Below are 21,876 nucleotides of genomic sequence, written 5' to 3' on the forward strand. Positions count from 1 at the left end.
CGGAAATCAATTTACGACAACCCGCTAATCCTTCCTTCATTGTCAATATCCATCGCCAGGGCAGCCGGCACATTGGGCAGGCCGGGCATGCGCAGAATATCACCTGTTATCGGAATTACAAACCCGGCCCCTGCGGCTACCTCTATTTCCCGAACGGTAATGATAAAATCTTTGGGCCGGCCCAGTTTCTTTGCGTCATCCGAAAAACTGTTTTGTGTTTTGGCAATACACACGGGTACACCGTTCAGCCCGATGCGGTCGATGCGCTTCAGGTTTTGTTTTGCCTTCGGCAGAAACTCCACATCTTTTGCTCCGTAAATTTTCACGGCCACTGTTCTTACCTTTTCTTCAATCGATGCTTTCCAATCGTACACCGGCCAGTATTTACCATGGAAGCTATCGGCCGCCTCGGTAATTTTTTTAGCCAGGTCAACCATGCCGGCACCACCCTTCTCCCATCCTTCCGATAAGGCGATATCAATACCCAACGCTTCGCATTTACCAATTACCCATTTTATTTCCTCATCCGTATCCGAAACAAACTTGTTGAGCGAAATCACTGCGGGCACTCCGAATATCTTGGTGTTTTCGATGTGCTTTTCAAGATTAACAAAACCCGCTTCGAGCGCTTTCAGGTTAGGCTTGGTTAATTCTTCGCGGGGTACGCCCCCGTGATACTTTAACGCGCGGATGGTTGCCACCAGCACCATGGCATGCGGAGAAAAGCCTCCGTAACCACACACAATATCAATAAACTTTTCAGCGCCCAGGTCGGAACCGAAGCCGGCCTCGGTAACCACGTAATCGGAGAGGCTCATGCCCATGCGTGTAGCGATGATGGAGTTGGCGCCCTGTGCAATGTTGCCAAACGGGCCGCCATGAATGATGGCCGGGTTGCCTTCAAGAGTTTGTACCAGGTTGGGTTTAATGGCATCCTTTAACAAAAGTGCCACCGAACCCTGCGCCTTCAGGTCGCGTGCGAAAACAGCTTTACCACCGTAGGTGTCGCCAACGTAAATATTTCCAATCTTTTCTTTTAAGTCATTCATATCCTTTGCCAGGCAAAGGATGGCCATGATTTCGGAAGCGGCCGTAATGTTAAAACCGGTTTCGCGGATCATCCCGCCATTTTTTCCGCCCAGGCCTGTAATCAGGTTACGCAACGCCCTGTCGTTCATATCCATCACCCGTTTCCATTCAACCGTACGGGGATCAATTTTTAATCCGCCATCGGGTTTTTGAATGTCGTTGTCAATCAGTGCGGCCAGCAGGTTGTTGGCCTTTTCAACGGCAGCAAAATCACCGGTAAAGTGCAGGTTGATGTCTTCCATCGGCACCACCTGGGAGTAACCTCCGCCTGCAGCACCGCCTTTCATCCCAAATACCGGCCCGAGTGAAGGCTCGCGCAATACCACCGTGGTTTTCTTACCGATTTTATTCATGCCTTCGCACAGCCCGATGGATGTAGTGGTTTTACCCTCTCCGGCAGGCGTGGGTGTCATGGCTGTTACCAGGATGAGTTTGCTCTTCTTAAAGCCGTTTTCATTGAAGAGTTTCAGCGGAAGTTTTGCTTTGTAGTTGCCGTATAATTCAAGGTCGCTTTCGGCAATCGAAAGCCGGCCGGCAATTTCTGTTATGGGTTTGAGGCGTGCAGCCTGCGCAATTTCCAGATCAGATTTAAATGCCATAGATAATGAAGGTTAAACTTTTAAAGTTAATGTAATTTTAATGCCGATGAATGACTATTTCCAGTTCAGGCAATTTCGTGTAAGCCACAGGCGCAGCAGCATGAAGGTGGGCACCGATGCGGTTTTGCTTGGCGCTTGGGCTGATGTTTCAGGCATAAACACGGTATTGGACGCAGGCACCGGTACCGGTGTAATTGCTTTGATGCTTGCCCAGCGAACAGCCGGCCAGGTAAAAATTGATGCCGTGGAAATTGACCACCAGGCTGCCTCGGATGCATATGAAAATTTTTCTGTCTCACCTTGGACCGATTCGATGCACCTGTTCCATACACCGCTTCAACATTTCATTCCCCGTCAAAAGTATGATCTGATCATCAGCAACCCGCCCTTTTTTGTTAACAGCCTCAAACCGCCCGATGCTTCCCGCAAAGTTGCCCGTCATACCGATTCAATGAAATTTGATGATTTGATTGCCCTGGCAATAAAATACCTTCAAAGACCAACCGGCCGGCTTGCTATTATTCTTCCACCGGCTGAAGGCGCCCTCTTTACCCGGTTGGCTGCAGCCAATGGCTTATTCCTCAACCGCGAGTGTACCTTCCGGACACGTACACATAAACCCCCGGAACGGAAGCTGATGGAATTCTCATTTATACATACCGATTTACAGACCGAAGTACTTTGTTTGTATGAACACAGCGATGTTTGGTCGGCACCTTATAAAGAGTTAACGGCACCCTTCTACCTTAAAGGCTAAAAATTCCGCTTATCTAAATTAAGTTTGGCATGCTTGGCATGTCCGGCTAATTTTGAGGTTTACCATCACACCATTGTGGCTGTCCGAATACTGTTTGTAATACTACTTGCCGTACTGGCCCATTCGGCATTACCCCAGCAGCTCTTTATTAAAAAAGCAAAAGGGTCAATTGAAATAGACGGGGTTATGAATGAACCCGACTGGCTGGAGGCTGAAGTGGCCGATAAATTTATGCAGTTTTTTCCAAGCGATACCTCCCAGGCCGTTAGCCAGACCGAAGTACGAATGACATACGATGATCGCTTCATCTACATTATTGCGCGCATGGAAAACCTGGCCGCTAAACGTCAGTACATTACCCCATCCCTGCGCAGGGATTTCCGGGGCGAAGGCAATGACGGCATTACCGTGGTGCTTGACCCGTTCAGCGACCGTACCAATGGTTTTATGTTTGGGGTAAACCCATTTGGTGTTCAGCGTGAGGGCCTTATTGCCAATGGAGGCTCGCGGCCAACCGACCTATCGCTTATTTGGGATAATAAATGGTATTCAGAAGCAAAAATTTATGAAGGGTACTGGATTGCTGAGATGGCCATACCGTTTAAGTCCATCCGCTTTAAAGAAGGACTATCCTCCTGGAACATCAATTTTTACCGCATTGACAGCGAGAAGGCCGAACGCTCCACCTGGTCGCCCATACCGCGCAACTTCGACATAGTTACTATGGCCTTTAACCGTCAATTAGTGTGGGATGAACCCCTAACTAAAACAGGAACCAATATTTCCGTTATTCCATATACCCTAACCGGGGGAACAAAAAATTTTACCGAAGGAACTCCGGCTGATACCCAACAGGAGTTTGGCTTTGATGCCAAAGTGGGGATAAGTTCGGCAATGAACCTTGATTTAACGGTTAATCCCGATTTCTCGCAGGTAGAAGTAGATGCCCAGGTTACCAACCTGGATCGATTTGAAATATTTTTTCCTGAGCAACGGCAGTTCTTCCTTGAAAATGCTGACCTGTTTGCCGATTTCGGTGTGGAAGGAACCCGGCCTTTTTTCTCACGAAGAATTGGTGTAGTCCGTGATGAAGCCACCGGTCAAAATCTACAAAACAGGATTTACGGTGGTTTTCGCTTAAGCGGAAAAATTGACAACAACTGGCGGGCCGGTTTAATGGATATCCAAACCGCTGAAGACAATCAGGTGAATGTGCCCTCTACCAACTTTCTGGTTGCATCGTTGCAGCGAAAAGTCTTTACCCGGTCTAACATCGGAATGATTCTGATAAACAAACAAGCCTTTCAGGATTCCATCCACGGTGAGTTTACGACAAGCCCGGAAAAATACAGCCGGCTTTTAGGCCTTGATTACAACCTGGCCAGCAAAAATAACGTTTGGAACGGTAAACTTTTTTATCATCGTTCATTCGACCAGCATAAACTCGATTCGGCATTCGCCTACGGAGGATTTATCAATTACAGCACGTTAACCTGGTCTATTAACCTATTTGCCCGAAGTGTTGGCGCAAATTATAATCCGGAAGTAGGTTTTGTTCGGAGAAAGGACATTCAGCAGGTTGCTTATACCCAATGGTACAATATCTACCCCAAAACGGGAGGCATCCAAAGCCATGGGCCGGGATTCGATTTTGATGTGCTCGGAAATCAGGTTTATGGCCTGCTGGATTGGGATATAAACCTGATGTACCGTATACGGTATAAAAATACAGCCAACTGGAATGTTCGGCTACGAAGAGAATATACCTACTTATTCAGCGACTTCGATCCCAGCGGAACAAATGGCATAAAATTGCCTGCAGGCACCGATTATTACCAGGATGTGATTGTTGGTAACTATAACTCCGATGCCCGAAAAGCTTTTTTTACTAACCTCTCGGGCCGGGTGGGCGAATACTTCAATGGCCACCGATTTAACATTGGCGGCTCGGCTACTTACCGGTACATACCCTGGGGTTTTGCCTCACTCAACTTTTCCTACAACCGAATCCGATTGCCTGAGCCCTACAGCGATGCCGACCTGTTGTTGATTGGCCCGCGTATTGACCTCACCTTCACCCGCAGCCTCTTCTTTACCACCTTTATTCAATACAATAATCAAATCAACAACCTGAATATCAACTCCAGGCTGCAGTGGCGCTTCAGGCCGGTGTCCGACATCTTTCTGGTATACACCGACAATTATGTAACCGAAACCTTTACCGATACCGATGGCCGGTATTATGTAAAAGGCGACCCACGGCTCCGGGGCGTAGTGCTAAAAATCAGCTATTGGCTGAATATCTGAATTTTTTCTAACTGATAATCAATCGTTTACAAAAAGAAAAATAGATGTTTAAACATTTATTTTAGTTCCGGTGTTATACTTGCATGTCACAAACAGAAACAACTAAAACAATGATGAAAAAACTACACTTTATTCTGGCCGCGTTGCTGCTGAGCGGCAGCGTACTGGCTCAAACCACCTGGAACATCGACAAGGTCCATTCCAAAATCGGGTTCAGCGTGGTGCACATGGTCGTATCCGAAACGGAAGGCGTGTTTAAGGATTATTCTGCAACCGTAGTAAGCAAGAGCGATGATTTCAATGGTGCCGAAGTTACCTTCTCGGCAAAAGTAGCTTCCATTAACACCGAAAACGAAAGGCGCGATAACCACCTGAAGTCACCTGACTTCTTCGATGCGGAGAAGTTTCCTGAAATCACCTTCAAGGGTAACCTGGTAAAAGAAGGAAGCAAATACAAGCTGAAGGGTGACTTTACTATGAAAGGTGTTACCAAGAAGGTAGAATTTGATGTGGTTTATGGCGGCACCATCAATACCGGGCGCGGAACAAAAGCCGGTTTTAAAGTTACCGGAACAATCAACCGCCAGGAGTATGGCGTAAGCTGGGCCAACAAACTGGCCGGTGGCGAAATGGTAGTAAGCGATGATGTAACCCTGGTTATTAAAGTAGAACTGGATAAGCAAGCTTAATTAAAAAGGCCGGGGGTAAGTCCCGGCCTTTTTATTTTCAATGAAAATCGAAGAGGAAATAAAGCAATCAAAATTTGTAAGCCCGCACCAAAAGGCAGTGCTGAATCTTCTTTTTACAGCAAGCTGGTTACAGGCCCGCCATCAACAGTTTTTTAAATCCTTCGGCATTACCACCCAACAGTTTAACATCCTCCGCATCCTGAAAGGGCAGCATCCAAAAAGCCTGTCGGCCAAAGAAATTAAAAGCCGCATGCTCGATCAGAATTCGGATGTGTCGCGTATGCTGGGCCGGATGTTGGCTAAAAAACTTATTCAAAAGCAAACCTGCCCTGCCGATAAGCGGGCTACCGATGTTTTTATAACTGAAAAAGGAATAGAGTTGCTTAACCGCGTCAATAAGTTTCAACACGATCTTGATTCGACACTTCAACTATCGGAATCGGAGGCAACAGCACTGAGCAATTTACTGGATAAAAGCAGGGGTTAACGTAACCGCCTTAATTCATCCTTAACAAAAGCTATCAATTCACTGATGTACCCTGCGCTGAAATCAAACCGGATGCCGGCAGCATGATAGATTGCGGGTATACTTTTTAAATTACCCAGTTTCAATGCATCCATATAACCGGCAAGTCCGGCTTGCGGATTTTTACGGTAATTGCGCCACACGGCAATTGCGCCAAGCTGGGCCATGCCGTACTCAATATAATAAAATGGCACCTCGTACAGGTGAAGTTGTTTCTGCCACAAATAATCGCGGCTCACCTCGTGCCCCTGCCAATCCGTTACCGAATCGGTAAACGACCTAAAGATGGTATTCCAACTTTCTTTCCGTGCAGTTTCGGTATGATTCGGATTTTCATAAATCCAGTGTTGAAACTTATCGATGGTTGCTACCCACGGCAAGGTTTCGATGATGTCTTCCAGGTGTTCGCGTTTAGCCCGTTTTAATTCGTCCGGGTCAGAAAAAAATACATCCCAGTGATCCATCGAAATCAGTTCCATCGACATGGAGGCCAGTTCGGCCACTTCCGATGGGGTAGATTTAAAGTCAGTTAATTCCAGGTTGCGCGTTAAAAAGTTATGAACGGCATGCCCGCCTTCATGCATCATGGTAACCATGTCGCGCAGCGTGGTGGTGGCATTCATAAAAATAAACGGCACACCTATTTCGGCCAGCGGGTAGTTATACCCTCCGGGCGCCTTGCCCTTACGGGACTCTAAATCCAGGTGGCCCATGTGGCGCATAATGCCGAGGCACTGGCCCAGGTACGGATCGATTCTTCTAAAACATTCAATGGTCTTCTCCGTCAAATCGTTTCCGTCTGTAAAAGCTTTAAGCGGTTTACGGCCTTCCGGATCAACCGTTTTATCCCATGGTTTCAGCACATCCACTCCTAACTTTTGCTGGCGTTCGCTGGCCAGTTCATTGAGCAAAGGCACCACCTGTGTTTCCACCGACTGGTGAAAATCAAAACAATCCTGAGGCGTGTAATCAAACCGGCCCAGTGCTTTGAACATATAGTCGCGGAAATTGGCAAACCCGGCATTGGTGGCAACCCGGTGACGAAGGTTAACAAGTTTAGTAAACAGTTCATCAAGTGTTACCCTGTCCTGGAGTCTGCGTGAAGCAATCTTTGTGTAAACACGTTCGCGCAAGGCCCTGTCCGTCTCCATCAGTAATACCGATGCCTGCTGTAAAGTCATTTCCTTACCGCTGATTTCAACCATCATCGCACCCGAAATCTGGTTATACTTTTGTTGTTCCAGGTTTATTTCGGTAAACAGGGGCACGTTTTCATCGCGGTAAATTTCAATGTCCTTTTTAAGGTTGCGAATCAAAATATCAAATCCGGTTTCCTTTTCGAGTTCACCCAGAAAAGCCGATTCAGCAGCTTTGCGGTTCAGTTTATCCGATACCGGGGCAATTTCCGGCTGAATGGTCTCAACAAAAAACCGGTAAGCTTTGCTGTAGTCGTCATTATCGGTATAGCGGGTCATATTAATGTAGCGCCAGCCCAGGTCTTCTGCAATTACAGCTTCCAGTTCGCTGCGGTCGGTAAACCATTTGCGCAAGGCGTTAACCGAATCGATTTCCCGCTCAATCAATTCGTTAAAATAAGGCTTAAGGGCAGGCCACCCGGTTACCGTAAAGTCTGCGGGTAAAAACGTGCGCACGGGGCGCGAAATCTTTTCTACTTCAGGCATCAGATTTACAGATTAATTGAACGAACTTTCACCGCGGCAAAAATAAACTGAAATACAATACGCAGTGGAGATACTTATTTTCTTTCTCATCACGCTCCTTTCCGAAATCCTGGGCACGCTGGGTGGATTTGGTTCTTCCTTGTTTTTCGTTTCCATTGCTCAGTTCTTCTATAATTTTCAAACCGTGCTGGTACTTACCGGGTTGCTGCATGTGTTCAGCAACACGGCAAAACTTACACTCTTTTGGAAAACTATCGACTGGCGCCTGGTGCTCTGGCTGGGCATCTCAAGTGTTGTATTTGCCATTGGCGGTGCCTACCTGGTACGTCATGTAGAATTTGTTTATGCTAAACTCATCCTGGGTTTCTTTCTGATTGCCTTCAGTACACTCCTGTTTTTAAAACCCGATTATCGGGTGGATGCCACATTATTTAACTCTATCGGGGGCGGAGCGCTGGCCGGTTTCCTGGCCGGTTTTATCGGCACAGGCGGGGCTGTACGCGGGTTGGTACTTGCTGCATTCAATCTTGAAAAAAACGTTTTGGTTGGCACTTCGGCAGCCATTGATTTTGGCGTTGACCTGAGCCGCTCGCTTATTTACCTCGACAGCAATTACCTGCAACGCGAACAATGGTGGACAATACCGTTTTTAGTTGTGCTGGCCTTTGCCGGAAGTTACATTGGGAAACTGATCCTGAACCGCATCTCGCAGCAAACCTTCAGGAAAATCCTGCTTGCATTGGTTTTTCTGATTGGCGTAATTATGCTGGCTAATGAATTATTTAACAAGCAATGAAACTGCTGATTGACATCATCGGCTGGAGCGGATCGGTAATGGTGGTGGCTGCCTATGGGTTGAACAGTTACCAGAAAATCAAATCCGATTCGCTGATTTTTCTTTTCCTCAACCTGGCAGGAGGAATTTTTCTGATTATTTATTCGGTGTACTATACCGCCTACGCCAACACCTTTATTAATGTGGTGTGGGTACTTATTGCCATACCGGCACTGATTAAACTGATAAGTAAAAAATGATTGAGGCCGGCAAAGAAAATTTCCGCATTCAGCAATGGGTAGCCGTTTCGGCTTCGGTTTTGCTGATTGTTAAAGCAGCCGCGTATTTTTTAACCGGCTCGGTGGCCATCTTAACCGATGCACTGGAAAGTATTGTAAACGTAATTGCCGGCTTTTTGGGATTATACAGTTTGTACCTGTCGGCCCAGCCACGCGATTCAAATCACCCGTACGGGCATGGCAAGGTTGAATTTCTTTCAGCCGGTATCGAAGGCAGTATGATTATGGTAGCGGGTATGCTCATCATCATTGAAGCCATCCGGAATTTACTTGATCCTTCCCCGCTTGTTAAATTGGATACCGGGATGGTGCTGATTGGAGGAACAGCCCTGATTAATGCCGCGCTTGGTTTCTGGTGTGTTCGCGCAGGAACAAAGAACAACTCGCTGGCGCTGCGGGCCAGCGGAAAGCATTTGCTATCCGATACGTATTCAACGCTGGCTATATTGTGCGGACTATTATTAATCTATTTTACAGGACTTGACTGGATTGACAGCGCTGTTGCCCTGCTATTCAGCCTGCTAATTCTTTACACCGGCTACAGGATAATCCGTACCTCGCTGGCCGGGATTATGGACGAACAGGATACCGAATTGCTGAACCGCCTGGCTACGCTACTCAATGAAAACCGCAGGGAAAACTGGGTGGACCTGCACAACATGCGCATCATCAAATACGGCAGCGCCCTGCACCTGGATTGCCACCTGACTGTACCGTGGTACCTGAACGTACACCAAGCCCACCGCGAAATTGATGAACTGGCCGCGCTCGTGCGCAAACACTTTGGCGATTCGCTGGAACTTTTTGTACACTCCGATGGCTGCCTTGATTTTTCGTGCCGCCTGTGTAATAAAAAAGAGTGCCCCCAGCGGAAGCACCCTTTTGAAAAACAAATTCAATGGACGGTGGAAAACATGGTGCGAAACAAAAAACACGAGATTAACTGAATTCGCAGCCAGCCTGCTTCATTTCATCGTGCAGCAAAAAAACTGCTTCTGACTAGCAGAATTCATCATTCTGAGCGAAGCGAAGAATCTCTTTATTTTATACAAATAAACCATGGGCAACAACCCTGCTTAATTACTTACTTATCCACATATTATTCTGCGCATCGGCATCGCCACTCAGCGGAACAACCAATTGAACCGATTGAATCTTTTTCTTTCCAACATTGGCCTTGTGATTATACACCTTCAATGATTTCCATACAGCCGGGCTTACCTCTTCGGTTGCCGAGGTGCCATCAGTAAATTTGAGCATGACTTTAAAATACACCGGCCTTCCACCTTTGTTTTCGATGGTGATTACATTACCCTTAACACCGGTAATGCCCACATCCATGTAACCCCAATCGAAATACCAGTTGTTCCAGAACCAGTTCAGGTTCTGGCCCGACACGCGGTTAAACACGAACATAAAATCATAGGGAGTCGGGTGTTTGTGCTTCCATTCATTCATATAGGCGTGCAGGCATTTCAGAAATACGTCCTTACCCAACAGCTGGTACAGCGAAATATACGATTGCGAGCCGATGGTGTATGAGTTCAGGCCGCTGCCTTCGGCTATATGGCTGGGCACCATTATCGGAAGCACCCGTTGCGAGCCGAGATAGGGCTGATCCCAATTACCGGATGGAAATACCTGCTCAATGAAATATTCAGAGAAACTGGCAAAGCCTTCGTCCATCCAGGCATATTTCTTTTCGTTAATGCCCATCATAAACGGAAAATACATGTGGCACATTTCATGGAGGGTAAGGCCCAGTTGTGCATCGGCATCGGAGACCTTTTGGCCAGTCCATTGTTCAATCATGGCGCCCGATATCTCCTGGTCGTTGGCCATGCCCGGAAATTCCATGCCTCCGCCCTGCAGCCCGTTAAAAATGGTGAAGTACCTGTACGGGAAAGGGTAAACGGGAAACTGGGTATGAAATACCTGCAATGACTTTTCGATGGATTCGAGTACTGCGCCAAACTCAGGGTGGTTAATCGGGTACGCCACGTTAATAAAATATTCGCCCATGGCATCGGTATAACTGCGGGCATCCCAACGGAAGTGGTCGCTCAGTGCAAAGGCAAAATCCGGAAAATCGGTGGCGGTGTACTTCCAGGTTTTGTTGCCGGATGCAGTTTTACGGAAATCGCCTTCGCCATACACAGTTACCGGTGTTTTACTGCTGCGGGCCTGATTAATACGCTGCTGTATAACGGTTGAGTAAACTTCCTGCGGATTGGCTGGCGCTACCGAAGCCCACACCATAAAATTGTCGGGTATGGTAAGTTCTATTTCATAATCAGAGTAATCGTGATAAAATTCGGTGGCAGCATCGTACACGATGCGATCCCACAGATCAATATCATCGAGCACAGCCATCTCGGGGTACCAGTAGGCTATAAACATGCTGGTGCTGTCAATGGCTCCGCTTCGCTCAAATCCGTTACCGGGTATTTCGTACTGCCACTCGATGTTCAGTTGCATTGTAGCTTTTGGTGCCAGTGGTTTTTTCAGCCGGATGGTATAGTTGGTGCCGCCATAAAAGGCTTGTTCTTCATCGCGCAAATCAACAGCCTCACCATCAACTATAATTTTTGTAATAAGTACCCCTTTATGATCGAGGAACGCATTTTCGCCACGATTGAAAAATCCGGCTTTACGCGAAGTGGGTTTGTAGTAATCATGATAGGTATGAAAAGTGGGGTTGCGGATGGTATCAACATTGTTGTTATAGTAGGTAATATCCGCCTGGCCTTTCAGTAGTTTGCCGTGCGGATCAACGGAAGCTTTAATTTTATATACCGAACGGTTTTGGGTATAGGTTGGCGATACGGAACCATCCCACTTGCGTGTGCCTTGCTGATAAGCCTTCTGGAATTCCAAAGGCATGTACAGCGACTGGCTAAAACAAATAAATGAACTTACAATCAGGGAGATAACAAGAAATCGGGTTTTCATTGGTTATGGGTTAAACATAAATGTAAGAATAAGGGTACAACTGATACTAAAAAAATTATCTGAAGTTTTTGTATTGCAAAGACTTCGCTGTTAAGCCTGGAACTGATTCGGCAAAAATCAGCGTAATCTGCAACGCAGAATGTTTTTACGGAATTACAGTACGAATTGTTTAGCCGATTTCAATCACAACATCATCGGTTAACGGATGGCCGACACAGGTAAGTACATAGCCTGCATCGCGTTCGGCCTGCGAAAGGCCTTCTTCTTCATCCAACTTCACTTTGCCCGAAACAGCTTTTCCGCGGCAGGCCGTGCACAGGCCGCTCTGGCACGAGTAGGGCAGGTCAATGCCCTGGTCGAGGGCGGTTTCAAGTATGGCGCGATTAGGTTCAACCATAATTTTATATTCCTGGCCATCGTAGCGGATGGTCACTTCGCGGGCCTTTGCTTCGCCTGCCGTTACCTGAACTTCCTGTTTTTTCTCCTTATCGATAGTACCTTGTACAAAACTTTCTTTAAATATTTTTTCTTTCGGGATGTTTTGCTGAGCCAGCAGCGTCTCCACGTTTTTCATCATGCCCTCGGGGCCGCACATCAGGTAGGTTGTTTTGTCAATGCCCCAGTTGGGAATACGTTCAAATAACTTCACCAGCATTTCATGATTAAGCAGGCCGGAATAGCCCTGCCAGTTCATCGGTGCGTTGTCTAGTACGTGGATCACATGAAGCCTGCCCTGGTAGTTGGTTTCCCATTTGGCAAGTTCGTCTTTAAAAATAATGCTGTCGATATCGCGGTTGCAATAAATAAGCGAGCACATGCTTTCAGGCTCCTGTGTTAAAATGCTTTTAATGATAGACATCATCGGGGTAATGCCCGACCCACCGGCAAACATAATGAGGTGGCGTTTGCGTTCTTTGTTGAACTCAGTGGTAAACTGCCCCATGGGCTCCATCACCTTCAGCGTATTGCCCACCTTCAGGTTGTCGGGCAGCCAGTTGCTCATCAGGCCGTTATCAACCCGCTTAACAGTTACCGCCAAATCGTTATCGACAAACGGTGAAGAACACAGCGAATACGCCCTGCGGACTTCTTTACCGCCCATCGGAACAATAAGAGTTAAAAACTGACCGGCTTTATAACTGATTTTACCCGATGCCGGCTGCTCAAATACGATGGTTATTGCATCCTTGGTTTCCTGAATAATGTTTTTGACTTGCAGATCGAAGTAATGCTGAGCGTTTTCTTCTTTCTTAGGCGCTTTTTTGAATAAACCAAATGCCACAATTAATTGATTTAGGCCGCAAATCTACAACAATTCAAAAGAAAAAAAGTTGCGGTTACAGGTTAAACCAGTAGGTAAACTTAAGTACCAATGCGCGGTTTTTACTCTGGAGTGGTTCGGGAAGGTAATTCTCGGTATAGACAATAAAGAAATCGGATGCTGGCTGAAAGCGCCACTGAAACCGCGCGTTCAGATTCATGTTATCGGCCAGGTTATTGTATTGTACAAACGTGGTGAGAAAGAGTTTATCAGTAAAGGTTAAATCCAGGCGGGGCCCTAATAATACCAACTGTGCCCTCCCGTAATTACCGGTAAGATCAACATCGTTGTAACTGAAGCGTATGCCCAGGCTGCCGTAGGGCTGGTAACGGTAATTCATTTCGCCATTAAAAACAACGCTCCCACCCGTATAAAACCCGCCAGCGATTCCTTCAACCTGGTAATTAAACAACTTTCGATTATCGGATTGGTACCGCAACTGAAACTGGTTCCACGAAAAAGCTTCACCGGCCAGGTAATTCTGCTCACCGCCAATGGGATTAAAATCCTGGGTAAGATACTGGTAGGTGTGTTGAAGACTTAATGAAAAAGAGGCGGTGCTCAGCAATGTAATTATATACCCTGCATTATAAGTCTGGTCGGTATTTCGGCCTCCGGGTATAAAGCCCCAGTTGCCTTCGGCAAACGGGCCATGATTGGCCACAATTTTACTTTTTGGATACATGAGGTACTCTACCCGTGTGAAACTTCCGGTAAAGCCGGGGTAAACATTCAGGTTAGGAACAAAGCCCGCTTCGGCATTATAATTTTTTCCCAGCAACTGCACCGCGCCCATCAAAGCCAGGTTACGGCCGAAGTACCCCAGAAAGGTTCCGGCTGAATACCGATCAGTAGTATTAAAATCATCGATGGACTGGTGGTAATACACATCGCCACGGAAGCGGGTGTCTTTAGAGTTGATGTTAAAATCAAATCCGAACACGCGGTTGTAGGTATTCAGTTTACGCACCGTATCGGTACCGGTAATCGTTTCGCGTACCAGGCTGGGGTGGTAAAACCGGTCCGGGTCATATTCATCGCCTAAGCCCAGCGATTGTTTATTTACAAAAAAGAAATCCACATTTGAGCGCGCCAATACCTGGCGTTGTACAATGGCCATCGTATAATTCTGATTGGGCAGACCCAGCGATCGGGTCTCGCGGGTTTGCAGGTTAAGGAGGCCAATGCGCCAGTCTTTACCCAGTTTACCGCTCAGCCGCGCGCCATATAAAATGGGTACCCTCCTGAGGACATCGGATGTATCGGCTGCCAGTCCGAGTCTGCGTGTAAATAACGGGCGCGAATCCGGAAAACCGGGAGCAGCAAATAAATCGCTGTTCTCCAGAAAGAACTGCCTGCGTTCGGGGAAGTTAAACTCAAAACGCGTGAGGTTGATAACCTGCTGATCCACTTCTACCTGCGAAAAATCGGGGTTAACCGTAAGATCAAGGTTAAGCGAAGGCGTTAATCCTACTTTTGCATCAAAGCCAACCAATAGTTCATTTTTAGCAGGCACGTTATTCTCTTTATCGGTAAACGATGAGCCCGCCAGGTAAGGAATAAGCGAAACATTGGTTCCCGGCTTGGGCAACTCATCATCCCAGATCAATTTGCCGCTCCAGGCAAACGAGGCGGGCAGGTATTGCACGGGTGTGGCAATCCAGCTTGAAACCTGGTTGCGTTCCAAATCATTGCGCAGCACGTTAAAGTTCCACTCGCCCCGGTTGTAGCGGATGGACTTAAACGGAATGGCCAGTTCGGCTACCCATAGTGTATCCGTACGGGTTACCGCACTGTACCATTTATTATCCCAAAAGGGTGAAAAACTTTCGGGCTCGGCACCGCCATTGGCCATGAGTCCTTCGCGTTGAACGCCATAGGGAGAAATATTAAAATAGAAGCCGTTGGTGTAATCGTTGTACGGATCAAAATAGAATCCCACGTTGTCGTTAAACCGGAAATCAAAATCCCTGCGCAGCGATTGTACTACCGGTCCGAGGCCGTCATCCTGGCACTCAAAGGCCAGGTACAGGTTGTGGTCATCAAAGGCAATGCGTACCGTAGTTTCATTAACGGGCGGAACCGAATCATACGGTTTGCTCATCCAGAAGCCGGTAGCCACGTTTGCCCTTTGCCAGGTTTCCTCATCAAGGATGCCATCAACCACGATGGCATCGCGTACGCGGCCCGCATGGTACGCGGTACCTTGCTTATGTTGGGCGGTAAGGATAAGCGGTAGTGCCGTTGCAACAAAAATCAGGGTGCGTAAAAAAAACATGGCGGTAAAGCTATTCAAATTGTCGGGCCGATGCTGTCCGCTAACGTAAAAGATAACCGCATAGTTTTGTTATTTTTACAACTTAATAACCTGTTGTGCAGCTAACACCCCTTACCGCCATCTCACCGGTTGACGGCCGGTATTTTGCCACTACCCAAACCCTTGCGCCTTACTTCAGTGAATACGGCCTGATGCGCTACCGCGTTCAGGTTGAGGTTGAGTACTTTATTGCCCTTACCTATACCCTGCCCCAACTTGCCGGTGTTCCCAAAACCGCTGAAGATACCCTGCGTAACCTGTACCGGAATTTCTCGGAAGCCGATGCACACGCCATAAAGGAAATTGAGAAAACAACGAATCACGATGTGAAGGCGGTTGAATATTTTCTGAAAAAGAAACTCGAAGAAATGGGCCTCGGCAAGCACAAGGAGTTTATTCACTTTGGCCTCACCTCGCAGGATATCAACAACACAGCTATACCGCTATCGCTGAAAGCGTTTTTGGAGAACGAATACCTGCCCGCTATTCAAAAATTAATGAGCGACTTCACCGTTCTATCGGTGCAGTGGAAAGATGTGCCCATGCTGGCCCGTACCCACGGCCAGCCCGCTTCGCCTACGCGACTGGGAAAAGAGTTGTATGTATTTATTGAACGCGTAAACCGCCAGCTCGATTTACTCAAAACCATTCCTCACTCGGCCAAATTTGGCGGTGCCACCGGCAACTTTAACGCCCACCATGCCGCCTACCCCGATATTAACTGGGGGCATTTTGCCAACACGTTTATTTCGAACCAACTGGGCCTTGTGCGCAGCGAGCCCACCACTCAAATTGAACATTACGATAACCTGGCTGCCCTGTGCGATACCCTGAAACGGATAAACACCATACTGATTGATTTTTGCCGCGATGTGTGGCAGTACATTTCGATGGAGTACTTCCTGCAGAAAATCAATAAAGAGGAAGTGGGCTCTTCGGCCATGCCGCACAAGGTAAACCCCATTGACTTTGAAAATGCCGAGGGCAACCTGGGCTTTGCCAACGCCATGTTCGAACACCTTTCGGCCAAACTGCCCATCTCGCGCCTGCAGCGCGACCTGACCGACAGCACTGTGTTACGCAACCTGGGTGTACCCCTGGCCCACACGTGGCTGGCTGTTGCCTCGGTACACCGCGGCCTGGCAAAGCTGGAATTGAACCGGGATACCATTAACAACGATTTGGAAAAAAACTGGGTGGTAGTAGCCGAGGCCATTCAAACTATATTGCGCAAAGAAGGCTACCCCAACCCGTACGAGGCGCTGAAAGAACTTACGCGCAACCACACCCGACCCGGGCGGGCTGAATTTGAAAATTTCATCAACAACCTGCAGGTTGATGAAAAATTAAAGCAACGCCTGAAGGCCATTACACCATTTACGTACACAGGTGTTTAAACAACGAGCAGGTAGTTGCACAATAAATATATCAGCATTTTTTAGTGTTTCTGCCGTTAAATTTGTCTTGTTGCTATAAGCGAAGTATCTTCAATGATGGTAGCGGGTTGTTGCCAGCAATAGCGCGGGACAGATGAGATTACTAACATTATTTCTGACGACAATTATTTCACACACGACTTTTGGACAAGTTGTTAACTCGGTGACGGCTGACAACACAGGAATGTTCTATTACTCAGTGGACTCATTAATACAGACGTTTGAAAAAGAAAAAAGAATTGAGAAAATAATTTTAAACGCGGACTGGTCGATAATTCAAGATTTCCCAGAGACGATTAGGAATATCAGAATCATAAAGCAGGACAAGACAAAGAATTATAAAACAAAAGACTTCGGTGACAATGATGTTTTATTCAAAATCAACGGACTGACAATAATTCGTGACCAAGTAACTCTATCAATTGGGACATATGAGAAAAGAGATAAAGGGACGACTTTTTTCGCTGACGGAGCTTATATTTTTTATTTCAAATATTTACCGGAGACAGGGACGTACAAATTGACGAAGATAAAAAGTGGAATTGTGTTGTAAGCGCTACAGCTGGCAACACCAGGTTTGTTTAATGGCGGGCGACACAGTCGCCCGTAGTGTCAACAAGTTTATTTATATTCGTGTAGGCGGACAAATCCGTTGGATTTATCCGCCACTAAACAAACCCAAAACGTTAGTGGCAATGGTAGGTCGACCACGCAAAACCCGACAGACCGACCTCTGACAGACAGCAACCCCACAACTGCCGACACAGAAAAAAAATAAAAAATGCCCACTACACGGAAAATTTTTTAGCCTACGCTATTGGCACATTTGGGGCTGCTCCACCCGCAAACCCGACACACAATAGCCCCAAAAGAGCCAATCCCTACGCTCTAACAGACGACAATAAGATAAAGGGAAATAATTTTACACTTTCTCTACCAACAACCTTTCACAAACCGTATGACTTAACGTTTCAGACAAGTGTTTTCCATAGCTGACAACCATTGTATTGTCAAACGGTTCAACCGATTTTATTTTCACTTTTAAGCCTAAGCTCAATTCACGGCTGTTTAAAAATTTCAAAAATTCACTGGAAGTATCGATTACCGCAGACAGATTTATGGTGTCCCCTGCCTTACATTCACTCAACTTGCTGTATTCTTTCCAAACCATTTTACCGTTTTTATCGGGGATTGGTGAACCGTGAGGGTCTAATTTTGGGTAGCCAAGCAGTTCATCCATTTTTGCAAAAAATTCGGGCGACTGAATATGTTCTATTTGTTCGGCTATGTCGTGAACCTGTTCCCAACCAAAACCCATCTTCTCAACAAGAAACATTTCCGTAAGACGGTGCTTGCGGATAATTGCTACTGCTTCTTTTTTTCCTTTCTCCGTTAGCCGCAGAGGTTTGTAGCTTTCGTAATGCACCAATTTTTTTGACGACAGCCTTTTCATCATACTGGTAACGGTAGGCATTTTTATTTCTAATCTTTTGGACAACTCATTTACATTCACTTCTCCTTTGTCATTAGACAGGTTAAGCAATGCTTTCAGGTAATTTTCTTCTGCCAGTGAGTTCATAAGGCAAAAATAATAATTAAAGTTAACAGCCTCTTACTTATTGAAAAATATTTTCTGAATAATTTAGTTAGCCTAATCTAATTTATATATTTGCAGAGTCAAACAATCATAGTAATCAAGATGAATAAGAAAAAGCTATACATTATCTCAACCATTTGCCTGATGGTGGCAATAATGGTTTCCTGTGAAAAGCTTGCTCCACATGAACCTGCCGAAGATGAAATTTTGGACGGGCCTGTGGAGGGTTTGAGCAATCAGCAGTATGCCCAATTTTTAAAGGGGGATATAGCGTTTAACGATGAGGTTTTTACAGCCCAAACAGGACTTGGTCCTATTTTCGTAGCTAACAGTTGCGGAAGCTGCCACGCAGGAGACGGCAAAGGACATCCTTTTACAACCTTGACCCGCTTCGGGCAGATAGATGAAACAGGCAATCAGTTTTTACATTTGGGAGGCCCGCAACTGCAAAATAGGGCTTTGCCCGGATTTACCCCTGAACAAATTCCTGCCGGAGCTACCTTTTCAAAATTCACTCCCCCTGCCGTAACAGGATTAGGTTTTCTGACCTTTGTTTCCGATTCGGATATTCTTGCAATGGCTGACCCGAACGATGCGGACGGAGACGGTATTTCGGGCGTTCCAAACTGGATTGATGTTCCTGCTTTTGTTGCCATACGTCAAAATGCTGTTTCTCAAGGCGGAAAATACATCGGGCGTTTCGGGAAAAAAGCAAGCGTTTATGATTTATTGCAGCAAACCGTAAATGCCTACAATCAGGATATGGGAATTACTTCGCTCTTTAATCCTGTTGATGTTTACAGCGGACTGGAGATTGACCCCGAAGTTTCAACACAAACCATTCACAACGTGGTGTTTTACCTGCAAACACTGAAAGCCCCTATACAGCGAAATCAAAATGATGCACAAGTAATTCAGGGCAAAAATATTTTCAATCAAATCAATTGTGCAGGTTGCCATAAACCGACTTTAAAAACAGGCTATTCGCCCATTGCCGCGCTTTCATACAAAACATTTCATCCTTACACCGATTTATTGCTGCACGATATGGGTTCGGGGCTTGATGACGGCTACACTGAGGGTAACGCAAAAACGTATGAATGGAGAACGCCACCGCTTTGGGGTTTGGGACTTTCGCCCAATTCACAGGGCGGACAATATTTTTTAATGCACGATGGCAGAGCAAAAAGCATTGAAGAAGCTATATTAATGCACGGTGGCGAAGCAACCAACAGCAAAACGCAATATCAAAACCTTTCACAAGCGGACAAAGATGCTTTAATCAAATTCTTAAAATCACTGTAATGGATAGGAGAGAATTTATCAAAACCTGCGGATTTGCCTGTTTAGGAGGAACAACGTTAACCGTTTTACTTGAAAGCTGTGCAGGCACAAATTACCTTGCACAAACGAGCTATGCAAATAATCAAATTACCATTCCGAAAACCGAATTTATAAAGGTTACGAAAGACAAATCCATACAGCGAAAATATGTATTGGTGCGACACGATAAATTCAGCTACCCGATTTGCGTTTACAAATTAGACGAAGAAAATTATTCCGCTTTGTTGATGCAATGCACTCACAAAGGTTGCGAGTTACAGGCACAAGACGATTTTCTGATTTGTCCCTGTCACGGAAGCGAATTTACCAATCAGGGTGTTGTTCAAAACCCACCCGCAGAACAAGATTTACAAACTTTCAAAATCTCAACTGACAATGAAAACATTTACATATATCTTTAAAAGAAGTTTGATTTTTGTAGTCTTGTTTTGCTCTTTCACAAACAGCAATGCACAAACCGATACAACTAAATTTATTCAACGTATTCCTGCCGATACTTCTAAACAAAGGTTGAATATGGATGCCGTTTACAACCGTCCGTTTCTTACGGCAGGAAAATTGCCGATTGCTATTGGCGGTTATCTGGAAGCCAATACACAATACGCACAAACAGACGGAATTTCAGACGGTTTTTCATTTCAGGCAAGGCGTTTTACTTTGTTTTTCTCATCCACCATTGCAAAAAAAATAAAGTTCCTTTCCGAACTTGAATTTGAAGACGGCACAAAAGAAATCAATATTGAATTTGCGGCAATGGATATAGAATTTCATCCGTTGCTGAATTTGCGGGGCGGAATAGTAATGAACCCTATCGGGGCGTTTAACCAAAATCACGATGGACCTTATTGGGATTTTATTGACCGTCCAATTTCCGCCACAACGATTATTCCCTCTACACTATCGAATGCGGGCTTTGGCTTGCACGGAAAATACTTTGTTAAACGCTGGATTTTTGGTTACGAAGCATATCTGACCAATGGCTTTGACGACAATATTATTTCCAATGAAGATAACAGAACATCGCTTGCAGCAGGAAAAAGAAATCCTGCACGTTTTGAAGAAAGCAATAGCGGACTGCCAATGTTCACAGGGAAACTTGCCATTCGCAACCGAAAAATCGGTGAGTTGGGTATTTCTTATATGACAGGCGTTTACAACAAATGGAAACAAGACGGATTGATATTAGACAGTAAAAGAAGTGCAAGTATTTTGGCTGTTGACTTCAATACTTCTATTATCAAAAACAGACTGAATATTACATGCGAAGTGGCAAAAGTTTTTGTGGACGTTCCTGAAACATACACACAACAATTCGGCACACAGCAATTCGGTGGCTATATTGATATTGTCGGCACAGTATTGAAAAGGAAAATTTTAGGTTGGGACAATGCGAAACTAAATGTGGGAGTTCGTTTGGAATATGCCGACTACAATCAAGACAAATTCAAAGAAACAGGCGGAAACATTGCAGATGATATTTGGGCAATCGTTCCGTCAATCGCTTTCCGTCCTGTTGGCACTACCGTTTTGCGGTTCAATTACCGCTATGAACAACAAAGGGATTTATTGGGTAATCCACCTGCCCTGACAGGAGTTATACAATTTGGATTTTCGACTTATTTTTAAAAATGACTAATCGGACAATTTGGTAACTTGAATGAACTATTGGAGTAAAGAAAGACAGCAACCGCACAGGGTCAAGCACATTTGCAAACCGCTCAAAGCCGACACACAGACCAAAGTTTGCAAAAGAGCTTGCCCCTTTCCAACCCGATAAAAATTTTTCCTTCCCTTCTTTTTTAATTTTTTCCCCCGACACGCAACCCGACACAGGCGACCCTAACCTGACAACGACTGACCACGAGCGACAGAACCACAGCCGCTAACAAGGGCTTGGCGAAATGCGGGGTGAAGTGCTTCGTATGAACATTTGTGCTAAATTTGAACTTTGGTGCTTCGATTGAAGTGTAGTGCTAAAAGTCCCGCACTTCGCCAAGCCCCGAACCGTTAGCGTTCATGCCGGTGGACAGCTCCGATAAATTTGGAAGTATATCTAAATAGTATATACCTTTGGACAAAGGTAATACTATGAAAAATCTTTCATTAAAACTTGAGGACGACATTTTTCAGGAGACTGAGAAAATCGTGTCCAAAGTAAAAAAGAACCGGAACAGGTATATTAACGA

The 21,876-nt window shown here is 45.8% G+C and carries 17 protein-coding genes; 11 read left to right on the forward strand and 6 right to left on the reverse strand.

The window, feature by feature from the left end; genetic code table 11:
• Positions 1 to 11: 11 nt before the first annotated feature.
• Positions 12 to 1,688 carry a formate--tetrahydrofolate ligase gene (locus HRU69_14860; GenBank protein QOI98683.1) on the reverse strand — a complete coding sequence of 559 codons (1,677 nt, stop codon included), beginning with the start codon at positions 1,686 to 1,688 and terminating at the stop codon, positions 12 to 14.
• A gap of 46 nt (positions 1,689 to 1,734) precedes the next feature.
• On the opposite strand from HRU69_14860, the gene HRU69_14865 reads away from it, so the two are divergent.
• The 4 genes from HRU69_14865 to HRU69_14880 all read left to right on the forward strand — a co-directional run bounded on the left by HRU69_14865 (position 1,735) and on the right by HRU69_14880 (position 5,928).
• Positions 1,735 to 2,445 carry a methyltransferase gene (locus HRU69_14865; protein QOI98684.1) on the forward strand — a complete coding sequence of 237 codons (711 nt, stop codon included), beginning with the start codon at positions 1,735 to 1,737 and terminating at the stop codon, positions 2,443 to 2,445.
• A 75-nt stretch (positions 2,446 to 2,520) separates the two neighbouring features.
• Positions 2,521 to 4,752, forward strand: a complete 2,232-nt coding sequence (locus tag HRU69_14870) for a carbohydrate binding family 9 domain-containing protein (GenBank protein ID QOI98685.1) — start codon at positions 2,521 to 2,523, stop codon at positions 4,750 to 4,752.
• Positions 4,753 to 4,865: 113 nt separating this feature from the next.
• The gene (locus HRU69_14875) at positions 4,866 to 5,441 is read left to right on the forward strand and encodes a YceI family protein (GenBank protein QOI98948.1); all 576 of its coding nucleotides are present in this window, start codon (positions 4,866 to 4,868) and stop codon (positions 5,439 to 5,441) included.
• A gap of 40 nt (positions 5,442 to 5,481) precedes the next feature.
• On the forward strand, positions 5,482 to 5,928 hold the full coding sequence (locus tag HRU69_14880; GenBank protein QOI98686.1) for a MarR family transcriptional regulator: 447 nt from the start codon (positions 5,482 to 5,484) through the stop codon (positions 5,926 to 5,928).
• Here HRU69_14880 and HRU69_14885 read toward each other — a convergent pair.
• Complete coding sequence (locus tag HRU69_14885) at positions 5,925 to 7,649, reverse strand: M3 family oligoendopeptidase (GenBank protein QOI98687.1); 1,725 nt, start codon at positions 7,647 to 7,649, stop codon at positions 5,925 to 5,927. The two genes, HRU69_14880 and HRU69_14885, sit on opposite strands and share 4 nt — an antisense overlap.
• 64 nt (positions 7,650 to 7,713) lie before the next feature.
• On the opposite strand from HRU69_14885, the gene HRU69_14890 reads away from it, so the two are divergent.
• Genes HRU69_14890 through HRU69_14900 form a run of 3 tightly spaced genes read left to right on the forward strand, consistent with a single transcriptional unit; the run spans position 7,714 to position 9,670 of the window.
• Positions 7,714 to 8,445 carry a sulfite exporter TauE/SafE family protein gene (locus HRU69_14890; GenBank protein ID QOI98688.1) on the forward strand — a complete coding sequence of 244 codons (732 nt, stop codon included), beginning with the start codon at positions 7,714 to 7,716 and terminating at the stop codon, positions 8,443 to 8,445.
• A complete protein-coding gene (locus HRU69_14895) occupies positions 8,442 to 8,684 on the forward strand; it encodes a hypothetical protein (protein QOI98689.1) in 243 nt (80 codons plus the stop codon). The genes HRU69_14890 and HRU69_14895 overlap by 4 nt, the downstream gene beginning before the upstream one ends.
• Complete coding sequence (locus HRU69_14900; GenBank protein ID QOI98690.1) at positions 8,681 to 9,670, forward strand: cation transporter; 990 nt, start codon at positions 8,681 to 8,683, stop codon at positions 9,668 to 9,670. The genes HRU69_14895 and HRU69_14900 overlap by 4 nt, the downstream gene beginning before the upstream one ends.
• 133 nt (positions 9,671 to 9,803) lie before the next feature.
• Here the strand turns inward: HRU69_14900 and HRU69_14905 are convergent, their stop codons facing one another.
• The 3 genes from HRU69_14905 to HRU69_14915 form a co-directional block, all read right to left on the reverse strand.
• Positions 9,804 to 11,675, reverse strand: coding sequence for a M1 family metallopeptidase (locus HRU69_14905; protein ID QOI98691.1), 1,872 nt, complete (start codon positions 11,673 to 11,675; stop codon positions 9,804 to 9,806).
• Positions 11,676 to 11,844: 169 nt separating this feature from the next.
• A complete protein-coding gene (locus HRU69_14910; protein ID QOI98692.1) occupies positions 11,845 to 12,957 on the reverse strand; it encodes a ferredoxin--NADP reductase in 1,113 nt (370 codons plus the stop codon).
• Positions 12,958 to 13,012: 55 nt separating this feature from the next.
• Complete coding sequence (locus tag HRU69_14915) at positions 13,013 to 15,274, reverse strand: carbohydrate binding family 9 domain-containing protein (protein ID QOI98693.1); 2,262 nt, start codon at positions 15,272 to 15,274, stop codon at positions 13,013 to 13,015.
• Positions 15,275 to 15,369: 95 nt separating this feature from the next.
• On the opposite strand from HRU69_14915, the gene purB reads away from it, so the two are divergent.
• Positions 15,370 to 16,710, forward strand: coding sequence for an adenylosuccinate lyase (gene purB / locus HRU69_14920; protein QOI98694.1), 1,341 nt, complete (start codon positions 15,370 to 15,372; stop codon positions 16,708 to 16,710).
• 961 nt (positions 16,711 to 17,671) lie between these two features.
• Here the strand turns inward: purB and HRU69_14925 are convergent.
• A complete protein-coding gene (locus HRU69_14925) occupies positions 17,672 to 18,328 on the reverse strand; it encodes a metal-dependent transcriptional regulator (protein ID QOI98695.1) in 657 nt (218 codons plus the stop codon).
• Positions 18,329 to 18,448: 120 nt separating this feature from the next.
• Here HRU69_14925 and HRU69_14930 point away from each other — a divergent pair, with 120 nt between their 5' ends.
• The 3 genes from HRU69_14930 to HRU69_14940 are packed head-to-tail and all read left to right on the forward strand — an operon-like array spanning position 18,449 to position 21,316.
• Positions 18,449 to 19,651 carry a c-type cytochrome gene (locus HRU69_14930; protein ID QOI98696.1) on the forward strand — a complete coding sequence of 401 codons (1,203 nt, stop codon included), beginning with the start codon at positions 18,449 to 18,451 and terminating at the stop codon, positions 19,649 to 19,651.
• Positions 19,651 to 20,091: a Rieske 2Fe-2S domain-containing protein gene (locus HRU69_14935; protein ID QOI98697.1), complete on the forward strand. Its 441-nt coding sequence runs from the start codon at positions 19,651 to 19,653 to the stop codon at positions 20,089 to 20,091. Before HRU69_14930 ends, HRU69_14935 begins: the two co-directional genes overlap by 1 nt.
• On the forward strand, positions 20,066 to 21,316 hold the full coding sequence (locus tag HRU69_14940) for a hypothetical protein (protein ID QOI98698.1): 1,251 nt from the start codon (positions 20,066 to 20,068) through the stop codon (positions 21,314 to 21,316). Before HRU69_14935 ends, HRU69_14940 begins: the two co-directional genes overlap by 26 nt.
• Positions 21,317 to 21,876 lie beyond the last annotated feature (560 nt).

It is taken from the genome of Flammeovirgaceae bacterium, assembly GCA_015180985.1.
Classification (GTDB): Bacteria; Bacteroidota; Bacteroidia; order Cytophagales; family Cyclobacteriaceae; genus UBA2336.

Coding starts and splice junctions, on each gene's coding strand:
- HRU69_14860 (QOI98683.1), bottom strand. CDS start 1,688: ATGGCATTTAAATCTGATCTGGAAATTGCGCAGGCTGCACGCCTCAAA.
- HRU69_14865 (QOI98684.1), top strand. CDS start 1,735: ATGAATGACTATTTCCAGTTCAGGCAATTTCGTGTAAGCCACAGGCGC.
- HRU69_14875 (QOI98948.1), top strand. CDS start 4,866: ATGAAAAAACTACACTTTATTCTGGCCGCGTTGCTGCTGAGCGGCAGC.
- HRU69_14880 (QOI98686.1), top strand. CDS start 5,482: ATGAAAATCGAAGAGGAAATAAAGCAATCAAAATTTGTAAGCCCGCAC.
- HRU69_14885 (QOI98687.1), bottom strand. CDS start 7,649: ATGCCTGAAGTAGAAAAGATTTCGCGCCCCGTGCGCACGTTTTTACCC.
- HRU69_14895 (QOI98689.1), top strand. CDS start 8,442: ATGAAACTGCTGATTGACATCATCGGCTGGAGCGGATCGGTAATGGTG.
- HRU69_14900 (QOI98690.1), top strand. CDS start 8,681: ATGATTGAGGCCGGCAAAGAAAATTTCCGCATTCAGCAATGGGTAGCC.
- HRU69_14905 (QOI98691.1), bottom strand. CDS start 11,675: ATGAAAACCCGATTTCTTGTTATCTCCCTGATTGTAAGTTCATTTATT.
- HRU69_14915 (QOI98693.1), bottom strand. CDS start 15,274: ATGTTTTTTTTACGCACCCTGATTTTTGTTGCAACGGCACTACCGCTT.
- HRU69_14925 (QOI98695.1), bottom strand. CDS start 18,328: ATGAACTCACTGGCAGAAGAAAATTACCTGAAAGCATTGCTTAACCTG.
- HRU69_14930 (QOI98696.1), top strand. CDS start 18,449: ATGAATAAGAAAAAGCTATACATTATCTCAACCATTTGCCTGATGGTG.
- HRU69_14935 (QOI98697.1), top strand. CDS start 19,651: ATGGATAGGAGAGAATTTATCAAAACCTGCGGATTTGCCTGTTTAGGA.
- HRU69_14940 (QOI98698.1), top strand. CDS start 20,066: ATGAAAACATTTACATATATCTTTAAAAGAAGTTTGATTTTTGTAGTC.